The organism is Cedecea sp. FDAARGOS_727 (assembly GCF_012273235.1).
Taxonomy (GTDB): domain Bacteria; phylum Pseudomonadota; class Gammaproteobacteria; order Enterobacterales; family Enterobacteriaceae; genus Cedecea; species Cedecea davisae.
The window spans coordinates 2,809,320-2,829,621 of sequence record NZ_CP050966.1; the positions used below are offsets into that span (position 1 = coordinate 2,809,320).

24 protein-coding genes and 1 other annotated feature are annotated in these 20,302 nt (G+C 53.5%); of the genes, 11 read left to right on the forward strand and 13 right to left on the reverse strand.

What is annotated here, in order from left to right:
* Nucleotides 1-294: 294 nt before the first annotated feature.
* Nucleotides 295-777, reverse strand: coding sequence for an SsrA-binding protein SmpB (gene smpB / locus FOC35_RS13370; RefSeq protein ID WP_016537896.1), 483 nt, complete (start codon nt 775-777; stop codon nt 295-297).
* Between the two features lie 153 nt (nt 778-930).
* On the opposite strand from smpB, the gene FOC35_RS13375 reads away from it, so the two are divergent.
* Nucleotides 931-1,368: a type II toxin-antitoxin system RatA family toxin gene (locus FOC35_RS13375; protein WP_016537895.1), complete on the forward strand. Its 438-nt coding sequence runs from the start codon at nt 931-933 to the stop codon at nt 1,366-1,368.
* Nucleotides 1,358-1,648 (forward strand): RnfH family protein, encoded by a 291-nt coding sequence (locus FOC35_RS13380; protein WP_172569148.1) that lies wholly within the window; start codon nt 1,358-1,360, stop codon nt 1,646-1,648. The genes FOC35_RS13375 and FOC35_RS13380 overlap by 11 nt, the downstream gene beginning before the upstream one ends.
* Nucleotides 1,649-1,703: 55 nt before the next feature.
* Here FOC35_RS13380 and bamE read toward each other — a convergent pair whose 3' ends face one another.
* From bamE to nadK, 3 genes are all read right to left on the reverse strand, one after another.
* Nucleotides 1,704-2,048: an outer membrane protein assembly factor BamE gene (gene bamE, locus FOC35_RS13385; protein ID WP_039898700.1), complete on the reverse strand. Its 345-nt coding sequence runs from the start codon at nt 2,046-2,048 to the stop codon at nt 1,704-1,706.
* Nucleotides 2,049-2,269: 221 nt separating this feature from the next.
* On the reverse strand, nt 2,270-3,931 hold the full coding sequence (recN, locus tag FOC35_RS13390; RefSeq protein WP_172569149.1) for a DNA repair protein RecN: 1,662 nt from the start codon (nt 3,929-3,931) through the stop codon (nt 2,270-2,272).
* Nucleotides 3,932-4,074: 143 nt separating this feature from the next.
* On the reverse strand, nt 4,075-4,953 hold the full coding sequence (gene nadK / locus FOC35_RS13395) for an NAD(+) kinase (protein WP_008458177.1): 879 nt from the start codon (nt 4,951-4,953) through the stop codon (nt 4,075-4,077).
* A 123-nt stretch (nt 4,954-5,076) separates the two neighbouring features.
* Here nadK and grpE point away from each other — a divergent pair, with 123 nt between their 5' ends.
* Nucleotides 5,077-5,655: a nucleotide exchange factor GrpE gene (gene grpE / locus FOC35_RS13400; RefSeq protein WP_039898695.1), complete on the forward strand. Its 579-nt coding sequence runs from the start codon at nt 5,077-5,079 to the stop codon at nt 5,653-5,655.
* Between the two features lie 48 nt (nt 5,656-5,703).
* On the opposite strand, the gene FOC35_RS13405 is transcribed toward grpE, so the two are convergent.
* Nucleotides 5,704-6,990, reverse strand: a complete 1,287-nt coding sequence (locus tag FOC35_RS13405; RefSeq protein WP_016537889.1) for an HlyC/CorC family transporter — start codon at nt 6,988-6,990, stop codon at nt 5,704-5,706.
* Nucleotides 6,991-7,016: 26 nt separating this feature from the next.
* Nucleotides 7,017-7,805 (reverse strand): inner membrane protein YpjD, encoded by a 789-nt coding sequence (locus FOC35_RS13410; RefSeq protein ID WP_016537888.1) that lies wholly within the window; start codon nt 7,803-7,805, stop codon nt 7,017-7,019.
* 168 nt (nt 7,806-7,973) lie between these two features.
* Here FOC35_RS13410 and ffh point away from each other — a divergent pair, with 168 nt between their 5' ends.
* From ffh to rplS, 5 genes are all read left to right on the forward strand, one after another.
* The gene (ffh, locus tag FOC35_RS13415) at nt 7,974-9,335 is read left to right on the forward strand and encodes a signal recognition particle protein (protein ID WP_016537887.1); all 1,362 of its coding nucleotides are present in this window, start codon (nt 7,974-7,976) and stop codon (nt 9,333-9,335) included.
* 112 nt (nt 9,336-9,447) lie between these two features.
* Nucleotides 9,448-9,696, forward strand: coding sequence for a 30S ribosomal protein S16 (rpsP, locus tag FOC35_RS13420; protein ID WP_039899404.1), 249 nt, complete (start codon nt 9,448-9,450; stop codon nt 9,694-9,696).
* An 18-nt stretch (nt 9,697-9,714) separates the two neighbouring features.
* Nucleotides 9,715-10,263 carry a ribosome maturation factor RimM gene (gene rimM, locus FOC35_RS13425; RefSeq protein ID WP_039898692.1) on the forward strand — a complete coding sequence of 183 codons (549 nt, stop codon included), beginning with the start codon at nt 9,715-9,717 and terminating at the stop codon, nt 10,261-10,263.
* Between the two features lie 46 nt (nt 10,264-10,309).
* A complete protein-coding gene (gene trmD, locus FOC35_RS13430; protein ID WP_039898690.1) occupies nt 10,310-11,077 on the forward strand; it encodes a tRNA (guanosine(37)-N1)-methyltransferase TrmD in 768 nt (255 codons plus the stop codon).
* 40 nt (nt 11,078-11,117) lie between these two features.
* Nucleotides 11,118-11,465 (forward strand): 50S ribosomal protein L19, encoded by a 348-nt coding sequence (gene rplS / locus FOC35_RS13435; protein WP_008458168.1) that lies wholly within the window; start codon nt 11,118-11,120, stop codon nt 11,463-11,465.
* 77 nt (nt 11,466-11,542) lie between these two features.
* Here the strand turns inward: rplS and FOC35_RS13440 are convergent, their stop codons facing one another.
* The 3 genes from FOC35_RS13440 to FOC35_RS13450 are packed head-to-tail and all read right to left on the reverse strand — an operon-like array spanning nt 11,543 to nt 13,798.
* Entirely contained in the window at nt 11,543-12,028 is a 486-nt protein-coding gene (locus tag FOC35_RS13440; protein ID WP_016537883.1) for an OmpA family protein, read from the reverse strand.
* Between the two features lie 2 nt (nt 12,029-12,030).
* A complete protein-coding gene (gene dgcN, locus FOC35_RS13445) occupies nt 12,031-13,269 on the reverse strand; it encodes a diguanylate cyclase DgcN (protein WP_172569150.1) in 1,239 nt (412 codons plus the stop codon).
* Complete coding sequence (locus tag FOC35_RS13450) at nt 13,262-13,798, reverse strand: YfiR family protein (RefSeq protein ID WP_016537881.1); 537 nt, start codon at nt 13,796-13,798, stop codon at nt 13,262-13,264. Before FOC35_RS13450 ends, dgcN begins: the two co-directional genes overlap by 8 nt.
* A 475-nt stretch (nt 13,799-14,273) precedes the next feature.
* Between FOC35_RS13450 and aroF the strand changes: the two genes are divergently transcribed.
* The 3 genes from aroF (at nt 14,274) to FOC35_RS13465 (ending at nt 17,424) form a co-directional block, all read left to right on the forward strand.
* A complete protein-coding gene (gene aroF, locus FOC35_RS13455) occupies nt 14,274-15,344 on the forward strand; it encodes a 3-deoxy-7-phosphoheptulonate synthase AroF (protein WP_172569151.1) in 1,071 nt (356 codons plus the stop codon).
* A gap of 10 nt (nt 15,345-15,354) precedes the next feature.
* Nucleotides 15,355-16,476: a bifunctional chorismate mutase/prephenate dehydrogenase gene (gene tyrA, locus FOC35_RS13460; RefSeq protein ID WP_172569152.1), complete on the forward strand. Its 1,122-nt coding sequence runs from the start codon at nt 15,355-15,357 to the stop codon at nt 16,474-16,476.
* 75 nt (nt 16,477-16,551) lie between these two features.
* Nucleotides 16,552-17,424 carry an SMP-30/gluconolactonase/LRE family protein gene (locus FOC35_RS13465; protein WP_172569153.1) on the forward strand — a complete coding sequence of 291 codons (873 nt, stop codon included), beginning with the start codon at nt 16,552-16,554 and terminating at the stop codon, nt 17,422-17,424.
* A 34-nt stretch (nt 17,425-17,458) separates the two neighbouring features.
* On the opposite strand, the gene pheA is transcribed toward FOC35_RS13465, so the two are convergent.
* The 4 genes from pheA to bamD all read right to left on the reverse strand — a co-directional run bounded on the left by pheA (nt 17,459) and on the right by bamD (nt 20,223).
* Nucleotides 17,459-18,619, reverse strand: coding sequence for a bifunctional chorismate mutase/prephenate dehydratase (gene pheA / locus FOC35_RS13470; RefSeq protein ID WP_039898688.1), 1,161 nt, complete (start codon nt 18,617-18,619; stop codon nt 17,459-17,461).
* Nucleotides 18,620-18,640: 21 nt separating this feature from the next.
* Nucleotides 18,641-18,765 (reverse strand) — a sequence feature (Phe leader region).
* Complete coding sequence (pheL, locus tag FOC35_RS13475) at nt 18,717-18,764, reverse strand: pheA operon leader peptide PheL (protein ID WP_100249759.1); 48 nt, start codon at nt 18,762-18,764, stop codon at nt 18,717-18,719. It overlaps the preceding feature by 48 nt.
* Nucleotides 18,766-18,872: 107 nt before the next feature.
* The gene (gene raiA, locus FOC35_RS13480; RefSeq protein ID WP_016537842.1) at nt 18,873-19,217 is read right to left on the reverse strand and encodes a ribosome-associated translation inhibitor RaiA; all 345 of its coding nucleotides are present in this window, start codon (nt 19,215-19,217) and stop codon (nt 18,873-18,875) included.
* Between the two features lie 268 nt (nt 19,218-19,485).
* Entirely contained in the window at nt 19,486-20,223 is a 738-nt protein-coding gene (bamD, locus tag FOC35_RS13485; RefSeq protein ID WP_016537841.1) for an outer membrane protein assembly factor BamD, read from the reverse strand.
* Nucleotides 20,224-20,302: the final 79 nt, after the last annotated feature.

Genomic DNA, 20,302 nt, shown 5'->3' on the forward strand with positions numbered 1-20,302 from the left:
CAGGATCTCTGTGCGTAGTGAAAAATTAACAGAATGTATTTTTGATTTTGTGAGAGCGGCAGGAATAATCGGCTGGAATAATAAAGAAATATTATATATTAGATGAGGGCGGTTTTTATCTTTTCGCGTAATGAATGTGGAGAAATTAACATATATCCTTTAGTGCTGCTTAATTAAGGCTGAAGTGACTTTTGGCGGAACACCATATTAGCTGATAAATAAAAAAGCGTGGATGTTTTTTTATGATGGCTCTCCCGAAGAAGAGCCACAGGCGGATAAATTATTGTTTGGCGCTTAACGGCCCGCGTGTTTCATAATTCGTGCCTTATCCAGCGCCCACTCGCGATCCTTCACGTCGGTACGCTTGTCGTGCTGCTTCTTACCTTTGGCAAGGCCAATTTTTACCTTGCACCAGGCGTTCTTCCAGTACAGCGATAAAGCCACAATGGTGTAACCGTCGCGGCTAACGCTGCCGTAGAGGTTATCCAGCTCGCGCTGGTTCAGCAGCAGTTTACGGGTACGGGTTGGGTCGCAAACGACGTGGCTGGAGGCCACGGCCAGCGGGGTAAAGTTGGCGCCGAACAAGTAGGCTTCACCATCTTTAAAAATGACATAGCTATCGCCAATGTTTGCTTTCCCGGCGCGCAGTGATTTTACTTCCCAGCCCTGTAGCGCAAGACCCGCTTCAATCTCATCTTCGATAAAGTATTCATGGCGGGCGCGCTTGTTTAGCGCAATGGTGGCTGAGCCTGGTTTGTGTGCTTTTTTCTTAGTCATAGTGCTGCTCAGTATACTTATTCCAGGAGTTCAAAGACACCCCGCATCCTACGCGAGGGAGAAGCGCTTATCTTAGCATGAGCGGTAGAGAGTTTTTCTTTGCGCGGTGATAAATGTTATTATTTGTCCGTTTTATGACTCCCAGGAATTGCTATGCCGCAGATCAGCCGTACTGCCCTGGTGCCTTACAGCGCCGAGCAGATGTATCAGTTAGTGAATGACGTAAAGTCCTATCCGGAATTTTTACCGGGCTGCACCGGCAGCCGGGTGATTGATGCTTCGGCCAATCAGATGACGGCGGCGGTAGATGTTTCAAAAGCCGGGATCAGCAAAACCTTCACCACCCGTAATATTCTCACCGATAACCAGAGCATTTTGATGCAGCTGGTGGACGGCCCGTTTAAATCTCTGATGGGCGGCTGGAAGTTTACTCCGCTTAGCGAAGATGCCTGCCGCATTGAGTTCCAGCTCGATTTTGAGTTTACCAATAAGCTGATTGAGCTGGCCTTCGGCCGCATCTTTAAAGAACTGGCCGGGAGCATGGTTCAGGCATTCACTACCCGCGCCAAAGAGGTCTATCGTGTCGCGTGAGATTCAGGTCGAGGTGATTTACGCTTTGCCCCAGAAGCAATACTTGCGCAAGGTAAAGCTCGAGGAAGGCAGCACCGTTGAACAGGCGATCGTCGCTTCCGGTCTGCTGGAGCTGCGGGATGATATCGACCTGCGGCAGAATAAAGTGGGCATCTACAGCCGCCCCGCGAAGCTCGGAGACGCCGTGCAGGACGGTGACAGAGTGGAAATTTATCGCCCTTTAATTGCTGACCCTAAAGAGCTGAGGCGGCAGCGTGCCGAGCGTTCGGCGCAGAAATAACACAAAAAAAGAAAGGTGCTGAAAAGCACCTTTCTTTTTGTCCATCCCGACAGCCTTATTCCCCTTTGGTCAGGGCAGGCTTGTTGTCGATATTGGTCAGTACGCCGCTGCTGTTAAACGTCAGGGTCAGCGTTTGTTGAGTCACGTTTTCGTGGCCCGGCTGCTGGCGGAAGACGTAGAACCAGGTGTTGGTGCCAAACGGATCGCTCATCATCGGGGTGCCGAGAGTGTAGGCAACCTGCTGTTGTGTCATACCGACGCGGAGTTTGGAGATGTCATTCGGTGCCAGGTAGTTACCCTGGTTGATGTCAGGGCGGTAAACCACTCGCTCCAGAGTGGAACAGCCTGCGGTCAACATCAGAAGAACCGCTGCGGCAGCAGTCAGCATTTTACAACGCATAGTGATTTGATTCCTTTTCGGGCCCGAGTAGTGCGTGGCTTATTCGTATAATGCCGATGATAATAGACCTTTAAGCAGTTTAAAACCTTAAGGCGCTCAACTCAGACCGTGGGAGCGTAAAAAAGTTGGCTGAAAATATAACAGAATGGCCAATTAGCCGATGAGTGACTGTTTTTTATGCGATGCACGGCGTGAAAAAAATCCGTGCACCGCGAAGGCAATTAGGCCGCCAGCAGCTCTTTGGCGTTTGCCAGCGTATTGCGGGTGACTTCACTGCCGCCCAGCAGGCGCGCCAGTTCTTGCAGGCGGGCGCGTTTGTCCAGCGGCTGCATATGGGTTTCCGTCATTTCACCGTCGGTCTCTTTGCTGACGAAGAAGTGATGATGGCCGCAGCCTGCAACCTGAGGCAAGTGGGTTACGCACATCACCTGAGTAGACTCACCCAGTTGACGCAGTAGTTTGCCCACCACCGCAGCGGTTGGGCCGCTGATACCGACGTCTACTTCATCAAAAATCAGGGCCGGCGTTTCCATTTTACGTGCCGTAATGACCTGAATGGCCAGCGCAATACGCGACAGCTCGCCTCCAGAGGCCACTTTTGCCAGCGGCTGCAGCGGCTGGCCCGGGTTAGTGCTGACGCGAAAATCAATGCGGTCTGCACCTTCAGCGGTCAGGTGGTTTTCGTTAAATTCGACTTCGATGGCAAGTTTGCCGTGCGGCATAGACAGAGAGTGCATGCTTTCGGTAATCAGCTGACACAGCTCTGCGGCATGTTTTACCCGGCTCTGGTGCAGCGCCGTGGCGACGGTCAGTGCCTGCTGATGATGCCGGGCGACGGCCTGCAACATTTCCTCCAGCGAGCCGGTTTGCTCATCCAGCAGCTGCTGTTCGTCCAGCAGTTTCTGGTGAAAGGTCGGCAGCTCTTCCGGGGAAATGTGGTGCTTGCGCGCCAGGGAGATTTGCCGGGAAATGCGCTGTTCCAGCTCATGCAGGCGGTTGGGGTCAAGATCCAGCCGGTCGCAGTAGTGGCGCAGTTCATCGCTGGCCTCGGAAAGTTGAATCGCCGCTTCTTCCAGCATCCCCAGCACGCCGGATAGCTTATCGTCCATTCCCACCAGCTCCCCCATTAAATGGCGCACGGTATGCAGCTGGCTTTGCAGATTGCACTCTTCGCCATCGGCAAGGACGTCCAGCGCCTGCTGGCTGGTGGAAAGCAGCTGGCCGCTGTTGGCTAGCCGCTTGTACTCTTCGTCGATTAATTCAAACTCACCGGCTACCGGCGCAAATTCGTTAAGCTCTTTCAACTGATATTGCAGCAGCTCGGCTTTTGCCGAGCGCTCCTGGGCAAGCTGCTGATGCTGAGCCAGAGACCGGCAGCTTTGGTGCCATTCACGGTAGCGCTCCGCCATCTGCTGACCCAGCGAGTGCTCACCCGCATAGCCATCAAGCAGGGTTTTTTGGTGTTCGGGCTTGAGCAACAGCTGGTGGGCGTGCTGGCCGTGGATCTGAATAAGTAACTGGCCGAGATCGCGCAGCTGAGAAAGCGGAACCGCCGTGCCGTTGATAAAGCCGCGGGAGCGGCCATCGCTGCTGATGACGCGGCGCAGCAGGCACTCAAGGCCGTCTTCAAGCTGGTTTTCTTCCAGCCAGCGCAGGGCGGCCGGCGTGTCTTTCAGGGAAAAGCGGGCGCAGAGATCCGCGCGATTTGCGCCCTGACGCACCATATCGGCTTCCGCGCGGCCGCCGAGGCACAGCCCCAGGGCATCTATAGCAATAGATTTACCGGCACCGGTTTCCCCGGTGATGGCCGTCATACCGTGATGAAAGTCGATTTCGAGTTCACGAACGATAGCGAAGTTACTGATGGTGAGTTGGGCAAGCATAGACACCTTCCTGTATGTACCCGGCATACTCCAGGTTGCAGAGGTATTGGCTGCAACCTGAATTATTTAGAGTCCGATTTGGTTACTGTGTTTTCATACAGTATAAACTGGTTTTATATACAGTAAAGTGGCCTGAGGCCTTTTTAGAATAATTTTTTTGACCAGCCGAGTTTTGAGCTTAATGTATTGAAATAGCTGTAATCTTTCGGGTGTATCAGGTTTAGGTGGTAGTCGCACCGGCGGATAAGCACGTCTTCACCTTCCTGAATAGGCAGCGCAATCTGGCTGTCGCAGCTGATTTCAAGGTCGCTACGCATATGGGAAAAGCGCAGGCGGATGGTGCTGCTGCTGTTGATCACCAGCGGGCGTGCCGAAAGGGTGTGCGGGAACATTGGCACCAGGGTTATCGCATCCAGGGAAGGCGTCAGAATCGGTCCTCCAGCAGAAAGCGAGTAGGCGGTTGAGCCTGTAGGCGTGGAGATAATCAGCCCGTCCGATCGCTGGGAGAAGGCAAAGATTTCGTCGATATACACTTCAAACTCAATCATATGCGCGACTTTACCGGGGTGCAGTACCACTTCGTTAATGGCGGTGCTGAGGCGCGTCGGCGTATCGTGCTGGCATACCTGAGCCTCCAGCAGAAAACGGCGTTCCGTAATGTAATGGCCTTCAAGCACGTCGGCCAGCTGCTGCTGAGCATTGTCCGGGTCGAGATCGGTGAGGAAACCTAAGTTGCCACGGTTAATGCCGATAACTTTTATGTCGTAGCGCGCCAGAACGCGAGCCGCGCCCAGCATATTGCCATCCCCGCCCACAACCACGGCTAAATCCGCCTGCTGGCCAATCTCCGCCAGCGTGCCGGTTTTCACCTGCTTGAGGTTAAGTTCCTGCGCAATTTGCTGTTCCACCATCACTTCATAGCCTTTGGCGCACAGCCAGCGATACAGCATTTCATGCGTGGTCAGGGCGGTGGGGTGACGCGGGTGCCCGACAATACCGATGCAGTTGAAATGTTTGTTCATTATCCTGGTGGTCCTTATTCGCAGACGTTCCTGTGACAATATGACAGGTTCCCTTGAAACCCTGAAACTGATCCCCATAATAAGCGAACCAGCGAGATGAATGCTAAAAACGCGGAGAATTTCATGAGTAGTAAAGAACAGAAAACACCTGGCGAGCAAGCCCCGGAAGATATTGCAATGGACCAGCACGATGAAGTCGAGGCCGTAGAAGGTGCCGATGTCGTGGATCCGCGCGACGAACAGATTGCTAATTTGCAGGCTCAACTGGCCGAATTAAAACAGCGCGAACGTGAAGCTGAGCCGCGCCATCAGGCGGAACTGGCAAACCTGCGCCGCCGTACCGAGCAGGATGTTGAGAAGGCACACAAGTTCGCACTGGAGAAATTCGTGAACGAACTGCTGCCGGTTATCGACAGCCTGGACCGCGCTCTGGAAGTTGCCGATAAAGCTAATCCGGATTTAGCGCCGATGATTGAAGGCATCGAACTGACCCAGAAATCTATGCTCGACGTGGTGCGTAAGTTTGGTGTTGAAGTGGTTGGCGAGACTAACGTGCCGTTTAACCCGGACGTTCACCAGGCTATCGCCATGGTCGAGTCTGCTGACGTTGCGCCGAATCATGTGCTGATGGTGATGCAGAAGGGTTACACCCTGAATGGCCGTACTATCCGCGCCGCGATGGTTTCAGTAGCAAAAGCCTGATAGCCACGCAAATAACAAAAGCCAGCCCTGTGGCTGGCTTTTTTGTCTCTACTGCTCCACGCTCTGGCGCAGCGGCTTAACGGGCGTCACGCGGACCTGCTTAATCATATTGTCCTGCACGTCGAGAATGTCGATGTCGTATTGCCCGAGGCGTATACGGGTTCCGATAGCCGGGATCTCCTGAATCTCTTCCAGCAGCATGCCGTTGACCGTGCGCGCATCGTCTTCCGGCAGCGTCCAGTTGAACGCTTTATTGAGCTCACGCACGTTGGCGCTGCCCTCGATAATCACCGACCCGTCGTTTTGCGGTGTGACCTCTTCGGCCAGCGTCGGTGACATTGAAGTTGTGAAGTCGCCCACAATTTCTTCAAGAATATCTTCGACCGTCACCAGACCCTGAATATCGCCATATTCATCCACCACCAGGCCCACTTTCTTCTTATTCCTCTGGAACTTCACCAGCTGAATGTTGAGCGGCGTGCCTTCCGGAACAAAGTAAATTTCATCGGCGGCGCGCAGCATCACCTCTTTGGTGAACTCTTTTTTCTCGGTCATCAGGCGGTAAGCTTCGCGCAGGCGCAGCATGCCGATGGCGTCGTCCAGCGTGTCGCGGTAGAGCACAATGCGCCCGTGCGGGGAGTGGGTAAGCTGGCGAACGATAGCTTTCCAGTCGTCGTTAATATTGATCCCGACGATTTCGTTACGCGGCACCATGATGTCGTCGACGCTGACTTTTTCGAGATCAAGCACCGAGAGCAGCATGTCCTGATTACGCCGGGACATTTGCGAGCGGGATTCATGCACGATGGTGCGCAGCTCGTCTTTGCTCAGCGCGGTGCTGATAATATGGTCGACTTTGATGCCGACCATGCGCATCAGCAGGCGGGTAATAGTGTTCAGCAGCCACACCAGCGGCATCATCAGGATTTGTAGCGGGCCGAGCAGCAGGCTGCTGGGATAAGCGACCTTTTCCGGATAGAGCGCGGCGATGGTTTTCGGCAGCACTTCGGCAAAGACCAGCACAACAAAGGTCAGTACGCCGGTGGCAATGGCGACGCCCGCATTTCCGTAAAGGCGAATGCCGACGATAGTGGCGAGGGCGGAAGCAAGAATATTGACCAGGTTATTGCCAATCAACACCAGGCTTATCAGGCGGTCCGGCTTGCGCAGCAGTTTTTCGACGCGCCTTGCCGCACGGTTTCCCTGCTTGGCCAGATGGCGCAGGCGATAGCGGTTTAGCGTCATCATGCCGGTTTCAGAGCCGGAGAAGTACGCGGACACCACCACCATGATGATCAGCGTCACGATCAGCGTGGTGGTTGAAATGTGTTCCAAAAGTGGTTTCCTTTAAAAAGAATAAATTAGCTAACGAACTGTTGCAGCACGCGGCTGCCAAAATAGGCGAGGGTTAAAATACCCGCCCCGGCAACGTTGAACCATACAACGCGACGGCCGCGCCACCCTTCATGATAGTGCCCCCACAGCAGAATGACGTAGACGAACCAGGCGAGGATAGACAATACCGCCTTGTCGACGTTCTCCATGCTGAACAGGTTTTTCATGTAAAACAGGCCGGTACACAGCGTCAGGGTCAGCAGCACAACGCCGACCTGGGTGATGTGGAACATCTTACGTTCGATAACCATCAGCGGCGGCATTTCGGCGCTGAAGGCCAGCTTTTTGTTTTTTAACTGGTAATCAATCCAGGCCAGCTGCAGGGCGTAAAGTGCCGCAATAATGAGCGTAGCGTAGGAGAAAAGCGACAGGCCGATATGCACCATCATGCCCGGCGTCGCTTCCAGATGGGTGATGAATTCGTTCGGCATAAAGGTGGCCAGCGCCAGATTTATCAGGGCAAAGGCGTAAACAATAGGTAACAGTAGCCAGCCGCGGTTGCGGGACGCAACGATGGTCATCACGGTACAAATCATCAGGCTGACCAGCGAGCCGACGTTAAGCAGGCTGAGGTTTTGCCCGCCGTCGACGGAGAAGAAGCGAGCTTCCAGCGCCAGCGCGTGGCAGATAAGCGCAATCGCCGCTGATAAAATGGCAAAACGACGCCACCCGCTGTTCTTCCGCAGAAGACCGGGAATGATCAGCCCCAGGCTGACGGAGTAGGCAACAAGCGCAAGAATGGCGAAAACGGGCATATTTAAGGTGTCGGTCAAATTGGCCAGGGAAGAAAAAAATCAGTATAACGTTACCTGCCGCCTGCTCCAACCGTTGGATCACACCCGAGGCGGCTTCATGATATAATCCGCCAAATTCAGTTTTGTGTCGCAAGCTGCGGCCCCAGTTACCACGTTAGGCAAAATACCATGTTTGATAATTTAACAGACCGTCTGTCGCGTACCCTGCGCAATATTAGCGGCCGTGGGCGGCTAACCGAAGAAAACGTTAAAGAAACGCTGCGCGAAGTGCGCATGGCGCTGCTGGAGGCGGACGTTGCGCTGCCGGTGGTGCGTGATTTTATCAACCGCGTGAAAGAGAAAGCGGTAGGTCATGAGGTCAACAAAAGTCTGACCCCGGGCCAGGAATTCGTCAAAATCGTTCGCGCCGAGCTGGTTGCGGCGATGGGCGAAGAAAACAGCGCCCTGAACCTTGCGGCACAGCCTCCGGCCGTAGTGCTGATGGCGGGCCTGCAGGGTGCTGGTAAAACTACCAGCGTCGCTAAGCTGGGTAAGTTCCTGCGCGAGAAGCAGAAGAAAAAAGTGCTGGTAGTTTCCGCCGACGTTTATCGCCCGGCGGCGATTAAACAGCTGGAAACGCTGGCGCAGCAGGTTGAAGTAGACTTCTTCCCGTCCGACGCTCAGCAAAAACCTCTCGATATCGTTAACGCGGCGCTGAAAGAGGCGAAGCTGAAGTTCTATGACGTGCTGCTGGTGGATACCGCCGGTCGTCTGCACGTAGACGAAGCGATGATGGACGAAATCAAACAGGTTCACGCCGCGATTAAGCCGGTAGAGACGCTGTTTGTTGTCGATGCCATGACCGGCCAGGATGCGGCGAATACCGCGAAAGCGTTCAACGAAGCGCTGCCACTGACCGGCGTGGTGCTGACCAAAGTGGACGGCGACGCCCGCGGCGGTGCGGCTCTGTCGATTCGCCATATCACCGGTAAGCCAATTAAATTCCTCGGCGTGGGTGAAAAAACCGAGGCGCTTGAGCCGTTCCACCCGGACCGTATTGCCTCCCGTATTCTGGGCATGGGCGACGTGCTGTCGCTTATCGAAGATATCGAAAGCAAGGTTGACCGCGCGCAGGCGGAGAAACTCGCCAGCAAGCTGAAGAAGGGCGACGGTTTCGATCTGAACGACTTCCTCGAGCAGCTCAAGCAGATGAAAAACATGGGCGGCATGGCGAGCATGATGAGCAAGCTTCCGGGCATGGGCCAACTGCCGGATAACGTGAAGTCCCAGATGGATGACAAAGTGCTGGTGCGTATGGAGGCCATTATTAACTCCATGACTCTGAAAGAGCGCGCCCAGCCGGAAATAATTAAAGGTTCCCGCAAGCGCCGTATCGCGCAGGGTTCCGGCATGCAGGTGCAGGACGTTAACCGCCTGCTGAAGCAGTTCGACGATATGCAGCGCATGATGAAGAAAATGAAGAAAGGCGGCATGGCGAAAATGATGCGTGGCATGAAAGGCATGATGCCACCAGGTTTCCCAGGGCGATAAGCTATTTCGATTGCTTTTTACGCCGAAATGAGTAAAATTTTCGGGCTTTTAATATGACACCTGGCTCCGTCCCTCGATGGGGCCGGGTGTTTTATTCACTAAAGAGGATGTTATGGTAACTATTCGTTTAGCACGTCACGGCGCTAAAAAGCGTCCGTTCTACCAGGTTGTCGTTACTGATAGCCGTAATGCACGTAACGGTCGCTTCATTGAGCGCGTTGGTTTCTTCAACCCTATCGCTAACGAGAAAGAAGAAGGCGTTCGCCTGGATCTGGATCGCGTAGCACATTGGGTTGGCCTGGGCGCAACCGTTTCTGATCGCGTAGCTACGCTGATCAAAGAAGCAAAGAAAGCAGCTTAATCTGTCACGGTGGTCATGATGAGCAAGCAACTCGCCGCACAGGCACCTGTTAACCCAATTGTATTGGGCAAGATGGGCTCCTCCTACGGTATTCGTGGTTGGCTCAGAGTGTTTTCCTCCACCGAAGACGCCGAAAGCATTTTTGACTACCAGCCCTGGTTTATCCAGCGCGGCGGTCAGTGGCAGCAAGTACAGCTGGAAGGCTGGAAGCACCACAATCAGGATCTGATCATCAAGCTGCAAGGCGTTGACGATCGGGATGCCGCGAACCTGCTGACCAATTGCGAAATTGTCGTGGATTCAACGCAACTGCCGGCTCTTGAAGCGGGTGACTACTACTGGAAAGACCTGATGGGCTGCCAGGTAGTGACGACTCAGGGGTATCAGCTCGGTAAAGTCATCGACATGATGGAAACCGGCTCTAATGACGTCCTCGTCATCAAGGCAAACCTGAAGGATGCATTTGGCATCAAGGAGCGGCTGGTTCCGTTCCTCGATGGGCAGGTTATCAAGAAAGTCGATCTCGCTACTCAAACCATTGAAGTAGATTGGGATCCTGGTTTTTAAACCTCCGGAATCATACGGTAATAGCTAGCGTAATGGGGATTGGCTTGTGTTTATTGGTGTAGTTAGCCTGTTTCCTGAGATGTTCCGCGCAATTACCGATTACGGGGTAACTGGCCGGGCAGTAAAAAATGGCCTGCTGAGCATTCAGAGCTGGAGTCCTCGTGACTTCACTTATGACCGACACCGTACCGTGGACGACCGTCCTTACGGCGGCGGACCGGGAATGCTCATGATGGTGAATCCTTTGCGGGAAGCCATCCACGCAGCGAAAGCGGCGGCAGGGGAAGGTGCTAAGGTTATCTATCTTTCACCTCAGGGGCGCAAGCTTGATCAAGCGGGCGTCAGTGAACTGGCAACAAACGAGAAGCTAATTCTGGTTTGCGGCCGTTACGAAGGGATCGATGAGCGCGTTATCCAAACCGAAATTGACGAAGAATGGTCAATCGGCGATTACGTTCTCAGCGGCGGTGAGCTACCAGCGATGACGCTGATTGACTCGGTCTCCCGGTTTATTCCGGGCGTGCTGGGGCATGAAGCATCGGCAACCGAAGATTCGTTTGCCGAAGGGTTGCTGGACTGCCCTCACTACACCCGTCCTGAAGTGTTGGACGGCATGGAAGTACCGGCGGTATTGCTGTCGGGGAACCATGCGGAGATTCGCCGTTGGCGCCTGAAACAGTCGCTGGGCCGTACCTGGCTTAGAAGACCTGAACTTCTGGAAAACCTGGCTCTGACTGAAGAGCAAGTAAGGTTGCTGGCTGAGTTCCAGCGGGAACATAAACAGCAGCAACATAAACATGATGGGAAGGCGTAAGCCCCCGAATATCAGTTTACCCAGGATAAGAGATTAAATTATGAGCAACATTATTAAGCAACTTGAACAAGAACAGATGAAACAGGATGTACCTTCCTTCCGTCCGGGCGACTCCGTGGAAGTGAAAGTATGGGTCGTTGAAGGTTCTAAAAAACGTCTGCAGGCATTTGAGGGCGTGGTTATCGCTATCCGTAACCGCGGTCTGCACTCTGCATTCACTGTTCGTAAAATTTCCAACGGCGAAGGTGTTGAGCGTGTATTCCAGACTCACTCCCCGGTAATCGACAGCATTACCGTTAAACGTCGTGGTGCCGTTCGTAAAGCTAAACTGTACTACCTGCGTGAGCGTACCGGTAAGTCTGCTCGTATCAAAGAGCGTCTTAACTAAGATTCGCTTAGGCGACATCCATATAAAAGGGCTGCCATCTGGCAGCCCTTTTTTTATGCGCTAAATTCGTTGCTGAATTATGGCGTGGTGATAACGACCGCGACGCGGCGGTTTTCGGCCCGGCCTTCGCCGGTGCTGTTGCTGGCAACCGGGTATTTCTTGCCCAGACCCTGGGTGGTTAGATTGCTGCGCGGGATTTTAGCCCCTTCAGCCCAGGCGTCCGCCACGATATTAGCGCGCTTCAGGGAGAGCTGCTCGTTATAGCCGTCTTCCCCGTAGTTATCGGTGTGGCCGTCCAGTCGGGCGTGCTTCAGGCCGGTAGCGGAGAGCTTTTCGGCCATGGACTGGATGTTCTGGTAGCTTTCAGGCTGCAATTTGTACTGATTTTTACCGAACAGGATCTTGTCCGACAGGCCCAGCGACCAGACGTCGTTTGACTCGGAGAAACCGTAAGAGCGCATGGCGGCCTTCTGCTCCGGAGAGAATGTGGACTGCGGTGACTGGCAGCCTGTAAGCAGCAGGGAAAAGAGTATTGCCGGTGCCAATAAGCGAGAAGCGTTCATAATCAATCCTTGTGAAGCTGTTTATTAAGCAGCTGTCGCTGCTTGTGTTTTTGTATATACATATTGCGGTCGGCGGTTTCCATCAGGTTTTCCGCCGAATGGATGTTTTTTGCCAGCGCCACGCCTACGCTCAGCGTCATGGTTATCCAGTGATCCCCCGGCAGAAGAATGGGCTGCTCAACGACTTCTTTTAGCTGGTTGAGTACCGTTGAGGCCTGAGCGTCGCTGTCCACGGCGTGGAGCAGCATGGCAAATTCATCTCCGCCCAGCCGGAATGCCAGATGCCGGGTACTGGCAAACGTCAGCAGGCGTTTAGCCACTTCGATAAGCACCGCATCGCCCGCGGCGTGACCCCACGTATCGTTGATGAACTTGAAGTTGTCGCCGTCCATAAATAGCAGGGCGGTGTTGTGCAGCGAGTCCGCATCTTCAATCAGCTTGTCCAAAGCGTTGCGAAATGCCGCGCGGTTTGCCAGCCCGGTAAGCGGGTCCTGAAGGGCGGTTTTTTGCAACGACGCGTTTTTCAGCTGAAGCTGGCGCTGCCACTCTTCCATTTCATCCAGCAGGCTGTTGAAGTCCTGGGCAAAAAGATGAAACTCTTCGATTCGTTCCGGCGGGACGCGGCGGGAAAAATTGCGGTTGCTGCGAACGTCGTGGACTACGTCGGTAATATTTTGCAGCGCAACGTCAATATCATGGTGCAGGTGGCGTGAGATACCAAGCGCAATAGCCGAAGCCAGCAAGGTACAGGCCGTTAAAACGGCTAAAGAGAGCCAGACAAACAGCGTAACGGTGGCATCCGCCCCAATCAGGCGCATTTCTCCGATGATTTTCCCGTTATGAAGGATCGGCTGCTTTATCGGATGAGGGTAGAGCCAGCGGGTGACCAGGCCACCAACCATATCGCGCTGGGTAGATTTTTCCATCTGCCAGTGGGTGAGTTCTTTACCTTCGGCATCTACTACTTTTGCCGCGGTAAACTGCCCCTGTTTGCCTAATACGGTGAGGGTTTCATTGGCAGCCGCGCCGTCCCGGAAAACAACGGCAGCTTCCAGGCTATGGCTAACGGTAACGGCCAGTAGCTCAAGATTCTTTTGGGCATATTGCCTGAGCGTCAGCATTGAGGCGACGGAAAGCAGCAGCCAGATGATTAACATGGCGATGACCACGCTAATTACGCTGATTCTGCGCAACGTGCCTTTAAACGTTGGACGTGACGACGTGGTCAAATCCTTATTCATGAATTCTATTCCCTGGCCGAGCCAGCAGTAATACATCGGGGCTTACCCTGACACCGCTACGGGCTAATGCGTCAAGGTTCACCGAGAAAGAGACTGCGTCATTATGAATATTCAGGCAGAAAGCACTGCCAATTATGCATTGCGGATTCTGCTCAGCAATTAACAATAAAGGATGAGTTTGATAACGCTCTATTAATTGCAATTGCTGTTGTGGTGATTCGTTACCAAAATAAAGGCCGTCGCACTGCGAATTTAATGCCTCATCGGCGGATTTAACGATCTGCGGCTGAAAAGATATATCGCTATTTTTATCACCGAGCGCGGCGGCATAGGCGGCTGTTGAGAAGATGCACAGCTTTGGCAGGCCCTGAAGCTGGGGCCAGCGCGTATAGCTCACAATACCGGCAACAATGGTGCGTACCTGGCCGGAAAGCGCAGGGTCTGCCTGTGATACCGCCGGCGTTCGGGTGGTAAATACCAGGCAGGCGAAAAAAAACGCGGATAAGGTTAACCTGCGTGAAATAAACATGGCATTCAAGCCCCACCAGCCGAAAAACGTTGAGGCTCGTGAAACCAGCCATCATTATTTATGATTGTGCCATCGAGCATATCACTCCCGCTTTACCTCGTCATTAATTCCCGTTTGTGATGATATTCTTGATAATTAAAAATAATAACGAGAATAACCCTGAAATGAGGGCGCAAATCGTCTTCTATTGACCCCGGGTAATGCCAACATCATGGGCGAATATTATCAGCATAGAAGCAGAATGAATTTTTACTCGCCGTTTCAGGGATTACTGCATTTTTGCCCAAAAAAAACGCATTTTTATGGCTTGTGTAATTTAATGTTTACGTAATTTGCTTTGAAAGCGCGATTAATTCGCCTTTGTAACGATAAATTTACGGATAATGGATTGCATTCTTTACTTGTGGCGAGTAAAGTAAGCGCTCCTCCATGAGGAAACGACTATCGCAAACGAGCTTATTACAGGACAGCCATCATGCAAAAAGACGCGCTTAACAACGTTCATATCTCTGACGAACAGATACTCATCACTCCGGATCAGCTGAAAGCGGAATTCCCACTCACTGCGGCTCAGGAAGCGCAAATAGAGCAGTCCCGTCAGACGATTTCTAATATCATCGCCGGTCGCGATCCGCGCCTGCTGGTGGTTTGTGGACCTTGCTCGATCCACGATCCGGAAGCTGCGATTGAATACGCTCGTCGTTTTAAAGCTCTGTCTGAACAAGTTAGCGATAGTCTGTACCTCGTTATGCGCGTCTATTTTGAAAAGCCTCGTACCACCGTCGGTTGGAAAGGGCTTATCAACGACCCGCATATGGATGGCTCGTTTGATGTGGAAGCTGGTCTGAAGATTGCGCGTCGCCTGCTGGTTGAACTGGTCAGCCTCGGGCTGCCGCTGGCAACCGAAGCGCTGGATCCGAACAGCCCACAATACCTTGGCGACCTGTTTAGCTGGTCTGCGATCGGCGCACGTACTACCGAGTCCCAGACTCACCGCGAAATGGCCTCCGGCCTTTCTATGCCGGTTGGTTTTAAAAATGGCACCGACGGAAGCCTCGGCACCGCAATCAACGCTATGCGAGCTGCCGCCATGCCGCACCGTTTTGTGGGAATTAACCAGGCCGGTCAGGTTTGCCTGCTGCAAACTCAGGGCAACCCGGACGGGCACGTTATTCTGCGCGGCGGCAAGGTGCCAAACTACAGCCCGGCAGATGTCGCCCAGTGCGAAGCCGAAATGGAAAAAGCAGGTTTGCGCCCGGCGCTGATGATCGATTGCAGCCACGGCAACTCAAATAAAGACTTCCGTCGCCAGCCTGGCGTGGCCGAATCCGCCATCGCCCAAATTAAAGACGGTAACCGCTCTATTATTGGCCTGATGATTGAAAGTAATATTCACGAAGGGAATCAATCTTCAGAGCAGCCGCGCAGCGAAATGAAATACGGCGTGTCCGTGACCGATGCCTGCATCGACTGGGAAACCACGGACAGTCTGCTGCGCGAGATCCATCAGGATCTGAGCGCTGCGCTGGCGGCTCGTCAGGCTTAAGAGGTTTACTATGGTTGCTGAATTGACCGCGCTGCGCGATCAAATCGATGAAGTGGATAAGGCCCTGCTGGATTTGCTGGCAAAGCGGCTGGAGCTGGTAGCGGAAGTGGGTGAAGTGAAAAGCCGCTACGGCTTGCCGATTTACGTGCCGGAGCGCGAAACGTCGATGCTGGCGTCACGCCGCAAAGAGGCCGAGGCGCTTGGTGTCCCGCCTGATTTGATTGAGGATGTTTTGCGCCGGGTAATGCGCGAGTCTTACTCCAGCGAGAATGATAAAGGCTTTAAAACGCTGCGCCCAGAGCTGCGCCCTGTGGTTATCGTAGGCGGTGGCGGCCAAATGGGGCGTCTGTTTGAAAAAATGCTGACGCTTTCCGGCTACCAGGTGCGCATTCTCGAAAAACAGGACTGGGATAACGCGCCCGAGCTGCTGGCTGACGCGGGCATGGTTATTGTCAGCGTGCCGATTCACATTACCGAGCAGGTCATTGCCAAACTGCCCCCGCTTCCGGCGGACTGCATTCTGGTTGATTTGGCTTCGGTAAAGAATGGCCCGCTGCAGGCGATGCTTGCCGTCCACTCTGGCCCGGTGCTGGGCTTACACCCGATGTTCGGGCCGGACAGCGGCAGCCTGGCGAAACAGGTCGTGGTTTACTGCGACGGTCGCCAGCCGGAAGCTTACCGGTGGCTGCTGGAGCAAATTCAGGTGTGGGGCGCTCGTTTACACCGCTCCAGCGCCGTTGAGCATGACCAGAATATGGCGTTTATCCAGGCGCTGCGCCACTTCGCTACTTTCGCCTATGGCCTGCATCTGGCGGAAGAAAATGTGCAGCTGGAGCAGCTGCTGGCGCTGTCGTCGCCTATCTATCGGCTGGAGCTGGCGATGGTTGGCCGGCTGTTCGCCCAGGATCCTCAGCTTTATGCGGACATTATTATGTCTTCAGAAAGCAACCTGGCGCTGATTAAGCGCTACTACAAACGCTTTGGCGAGGCGATTGCTTTACTGGAGCACGGCGATAAGCAGGCGTTCATCGACAGCTTCCGCAAGGTCGAGCACTGGTTTGGGGATTACGCGCAGCGTTTCCAGAATGAGAGCCGCGTCCTGTTACGCCAGGCAAATGACAACCGCCAGTAATGGCCAAAAGGTTTTATAATCAAAAGCCAGTGGGGGCCCCCGCTGGCTTTTTTGTTTGCCAAAAGGATACCTGAAATGGCTGAGCCGCAGCTGCTGTTCGACTATACCGGTCACTTGCCCGAATGCCCTACGTGGAGCGCAGAAGAAGGTAGCCTCTACTGGACGGATATTCTTGAGAATGAGATCCACCGTTACCATCTTGCCAGCGGCAAGCATGATGTTATTCAGTTTTCCGAAGAAGTGGGCTGCTTTGCGTTGCGGGAGTCCGGCGGCTTCATTGTTGCGATGCGCAGCGGAATTTGGCTAACCAATAAAACCGGGCTGATTATCGGCAAAGTTTGCGATAACCCGAGCAACCCAGCGCTGGCAAGGTTTAACGACGGCGGCACCGATCGCTTTGGTCGTTTTTACGCGGGCACTTTCTGGGGGCCGGGGGATTACAACGGTGCGCTGCTATGCCGTGTGGATAACGACCTGACTCCGCACGTTATTCAGCATGACATTCGCGGCGCCAACGGCCTGGCTTTTAGCGCCGACGGCAAATGGATGTATACCTCTGATACGCCAAATGCCGTGATTTACCGCACCCCACTGGATGAGCAAGGCGAGCCGGGGCGGCGTGAAGTGTTTAAACGCTTTGCTAAAGGCGAGGGCATGCCGGATGGCGCGGCAATAGACAATGAAGGTTGCTACTGGACTGCGTTGTTTGACGGCTATCGAATAGCGCGTATTTCCCCGCAGGGTGACATTGTTGAAGAGCATCGCCTGCCGGTGCGCTGCCCGACGATGGTCTGTTTTGGGGGGGACGACATGAAAACGCTGTTTATCACCACCACGCGGGAAAACATGGACGATGAGGAAGTCGCAAGGTTACCGCTTTCCGGCGCGATATTCTCATTGCGGGTTGCCGTAGCGGGGATGGAGAAGCTGAAGTTTCGTGAACGCTGAGAGGCCAGCCCGTGCCGGGCTGGCCCGTATCTCATCAGGCAGGATTAACAGGAACGACGTTCTCGCTCGGGTAACTGCCGAGCACTTTGAGCGAGCGGGTAATTTCGCCCAGCTCGCGCAGGGCTTTGCCCATCTCTTCATCCTTCAGGTTGGCCTGAATATCAAGATAGAACATCTCTTCCCACGGGTTACCGTAAATCGGGCGTGATTCCAGTTTGGTCATAATCAGATTGTGATTGCGAAGCACCAGAAGAGCCTCAACCAGTGCGCCAGCCTGCTGGCCGGTAGCCATCAGCAGAGTCGTTTTGGCCGGTACCTGGTCCGAAACTTCAACCGCCTTACGGGCCAGAACTACAAAGCGGGTAATGTTCTGCGTCTGGTTGGCCAGATTACGTTCCAGTACCTGAAGGTCGTATAGCGCCCCTCCAGCTTCGCTTCCCAGGGCTGCGACATGAGGAGAGTTAGCCTGAGCGACCTTTTCCATCGCCGCAGAAGTGCTTTCTGTGTATTCAATTTTCCAGTGCGGGTAGCGGTTGATGAACTGGCTGCACTGCTGGAACGGTTGAGGATGGCTGTAAACCGTCTGAATACTGTCGAGATCCGTGGAGCCGGAAACCAGCACGCAATGGTCGATAGGCACCGTCATCTCCGCCACGATGGAGAGGCTGGTGTGCTGTAGCAGATCGTAAACGTCGTTAATGGCACCGGAGCTGGTATTTTCGATAGGCACTACCGCGTAATCGGCCTGGCCGGTTTCCACCTGGTTGAAGATATCGTGGAATTTAGCGCATCCGCTTTCTATAAATTGCTCGAAATGGCGGGCGGCATACTGGCGGGCGGCAAGATGCGAATAAGATCCTTTAGGGCCAAGGAAAGCTATGCGCGCCGAGTGCGGATTGGTTTTATTCAGATGCTGTTGCAGCAGGCTTTGTTGAGTAAGAACCGAGTCTTCAATAATCAGCTGGAACAGGCGGGTAATGTAATGGGCATCGAGATGATGGTCTTTACCGAGGGCAATCAGGCGCTCCAGTAAATCTCTTTCACGATCGATATCGCGCACCGGGCGATGCGAAGCCAGTTTAGCTTTACCCACCTCAACCGCCAACAGGCGGCGTTCTGCCAGCAGGGCCAACAGCTTTTCATCCAGCGCGCTGATTTTATCGCGCAGGGCCAGCAACGGGTTAATTTCGGTCATAACGCTACCTTTTCGATGTCCATAAAAAAAGCCTCCCGTTTGGGAGGCTTGTTTGTTCGTCTTCGCATTCTTTATCACACGACGAATTGCCTCCCAATCAGGGGAAGGTAAAAAAGAATGCGAAGAAAAACGGGGTGAGTTTCATGTCTGATTCCTGAGAAGTCTGAGAGCTAAAGTACCCGCTCTGTTTTCGTTCTGTCAATAAAAAACGCGCCCGGAGGCGCGTTAGGGTAAGTGGAAGGAGAGTAACGGACTACTCTTCGTCGGCTTCTGCCTCTGCGAAGGACACGTCTTTCACTGAACCTGTTGTGCGACGTGCTTCACCTTTGTGCTGCACTTTGTTTAATTGTCGCTCCAGTTTGCTGATTAATTCGTTGATAGCCGTATACATATCTTCATGTCTGGCACTGGCTACAAGGTGCCCATTCGGTGTGTTAATCGTGGCGTCAGCCACAAAACCCTGAGGCTCTTTGGACAAAATGATATGTGGATTAATTAGATGAGTTTGCCACTTGTCCAGTTTGCTGAGACGGTCGGCGACATGCTGGCGAATAGCTGGGGTGATTTCCATTTGCTTGCTGGTAATGTTCATTGTCATAAATTTACCTCTTGTCTTTGCCGTCTTGGTAACTCCAGCATACCGTTCTTAATGTCAAAATGTGTGATTAAGATCACGTTATTTTGTCACTTTTTGTCAACGAAGACTTTTTGTGAGGCAAGACAGGATATCGGCTCTTAACGCTTGTAGTAATCGGGAATCACGTCCATATTTGATAGGATGACCTGACGCTAAATCGTTTCAGTTTTTGCGTCGGCAGATAAAAAAACGGCAGCCGAGGCTGCCGTTTTTCTTACCGTTTGACCTGTCAGGTGTTGCTGCTGTTGGCGGCGATAATCTTCGCTACCTTCTCAGCCTGGCCCGGCATCTGCATTTCGCGGTAGGCTTTTTCCATCAGTTTCAGCCCGTCGCGAGTTGCCTGAGTATCAGGGTAATCGCGCAGCATACCTTCAACGCGATTAACTACTGCCACCCATGCGCCGCGTTTCGTGTAATATTGCGCCACGGAAAGCTCATACTTCGCCAGACGATCCTTCAGGAACACGAGGCGTTTGGTCGCATCCGTAACGTACTGGCTGTTTGGATAGCCGCGCACCAGCTTCGAGAAGTCGTTGAATGCATCGCGCGCGTGCTGCGGATCGCGGTCGGAGCGATCGACGCCGAAGAAGCCCTGCAGCGCGCTATCGTCCAGCGCCATGTCGGTCAGGCCGCGCATGTAGAGCACGTAGTCGATATTTGGATGAGTCGGGTTAAGACGCATGAAGCGATCGATCGCCGCCTGAGCCAGCGGTAAGTCCGCATTCTTGTAGTAAGCGTAAATCAGATCCAACTGCACTTGCTGAGAGTACGGGCCGAACGGATAACGGTTATCCAGCGCTTCCAGTTGCGTTATCGCCGCTTTAAAGTTACCGTCCTGCAGCTTTTGCTGGGCAGTCGCATAGATCTCAGAAGGCGGATTATCAGGAACCTCATCCTTGGAACTGGAGCAACCAGCCAAAGCCAGGCTCAACGTGGCTGCTGCCACCAGATATTTCATGCGCGTCATGACGTTTGACTTTCCTAAGTAATGTTATTTCCGGGAGAGTTCGGTGTTCCGGCTCCCGATAAAGACCAGCTACAATAGC